Source organism: Nocardioides turkmenicus (assembly GCF_011045035.1).
GTDB classification, from domain to species: Bacteria; Actinomycetota; Actinomycetes; order Propionibacteriales; family Nocardioidaceae; genus Nocardioides; species Nocardioides turkmenicus.
Window position 1 is genome coordinate 1 of sequence record NZ_JAALAA010000047.1, and the last position, 1,511, is coordinate 1,511.

At 67.2% G+C, this 1,511-nt stretch carries 1 protein-coding gene; it reads right to left on the reverse strand.

Features of this window, described 5'->3' with window-relative positions; translation table 11 throughout:
- On the reverse strand, window positions 1–1,277 hold a 1,277-nt coding region (locus tag G5C66_RS25530), incomplete at its 3' end, for an HNH endonuclease (RefSeq protein ID WP_165114660.1).
- Between the last annotated feature and the right edge of the window lie 234 nt (window positions 1,278–1,511).

The following is a 1,511-nucleotide window of genomic DNA, read 5'->3' on the forward strand; positions in this document are numbered from 1 at the left end:
TGGTCGAGGAGTACGTCGCGCAGCGCGAACTCTGCCCGCGATAGGGGTGGTGGGTCCGGTCGCCAGGGTTCCGGTGGCGGGCTCGTGTAGACGTGGCGGGTAGGTGTGATGGTGACGATGGAGCCGTCGGGTCCTGGTCTGGCCTTCCAGCCGAGGGCTTCCTTGGCTTGGTTGCATCGTTCGCACAAACCTTGGAGGTTCTCGGCACTGGTAGTGCCGCCGTCGGCGAATCGCTCGACGTGGTCGATGTTGCGGATCGGGGCATCACACCCGACGGTGCGGCAAATCCCACCATCACGGGTCGCAATGAACTCCGCCAGCCCATCGGGCGCCTTCCGCGATCGTGACTCCATCGCGACCAGCTGCCCGACCGGGTCGGTGAACAACCGCCGGACGAACACCTCCGCGTCAGCGAGGGCGTCACGCGCCCAGGCGGCGGGAACAGGGCCGTAGCCCTCGACCATCACGGGCTGGTCGCTGTCGTTGGCCAGGGTGTCGGCGGTCATCACGATCTTGACCTCGATCCGGGGCTTCACCCCGGCCTCACGCCCGGTGACGCGTGCGACGAGGGTGTCGGCCATGACCTGCCCACGGGACCGCTCATCACCAGCGGCGGCAGCGGTCTTGGCGGCCTGGTCCAGGGCCGCGAACACCGCGACCCCGTCCTTGACCGGCAACAGGGCGCCGAGCCAGGTCATCGTGTCCGGTGCCGGCCGCAGACTGACCCGGCGGTCCTTGGCCGCGTTGGCGGCGCGTGCGACGACGGATCCCTGGTCGAGGGTGATGGCGAGCTTCTTGGCAGCGTTCTCAAGCTGGCGTAGCCCCATCGCCACCGCCTTCGCGGGCTCCCCCTCGGGTCCAGCGGCGCAGAGCTCGTGGTCGATGACGCGGCGGTCATCAAGGGAGAGGCACGCGGTCTCCCGGGCGAGGATGGTCGCCTGCCACTGCGAGAACAACCCGGCCTTCATCAACCCGAACGTGTGCGGCATCTCGGCGAGCAGGATCTTCGCCAGCCCCAGCAGCTTCGCACCTTTGGCCGGCGAGACCCGCCGCGCCAACGCCACCTGCGAGGCGACCCCTTCGCCCAGCTTCCGAGCAGGAACCCCGGCTGCCAGTTGCCGGTTCCGGGCGGCTTCCTCGAGACGTACCGCTGCTTCTGCCTGAACCGCCTCCGCCCGACACTTCACTGTTTCGAGTCGGGTGATCCAGTCGACCAGCTCACCCTCGGACGCACCGGGTGGTGGTCCGTCGAGGAGGCGGCCGATGGTCTCGTACATGCGTCTTATTATATGCGAACGGACCTCAACGCGCGACTCATTTATGCTGGTCAGAACCACGTTAAGCAGTCAGCGAACAAGGCACATGAGTGCTGCGCCACTCTGTCGCCGCCGCCCCGATACAGGCGAAATCTTTTCTCGATCGGGTGCCGGGTCAAGGATGGCCGAAGGCCACCGCGAAGCGGCGCCCGAAGGGCGTCCTTGACGCGGCGGCTGATCGAGAAACACTCAAAG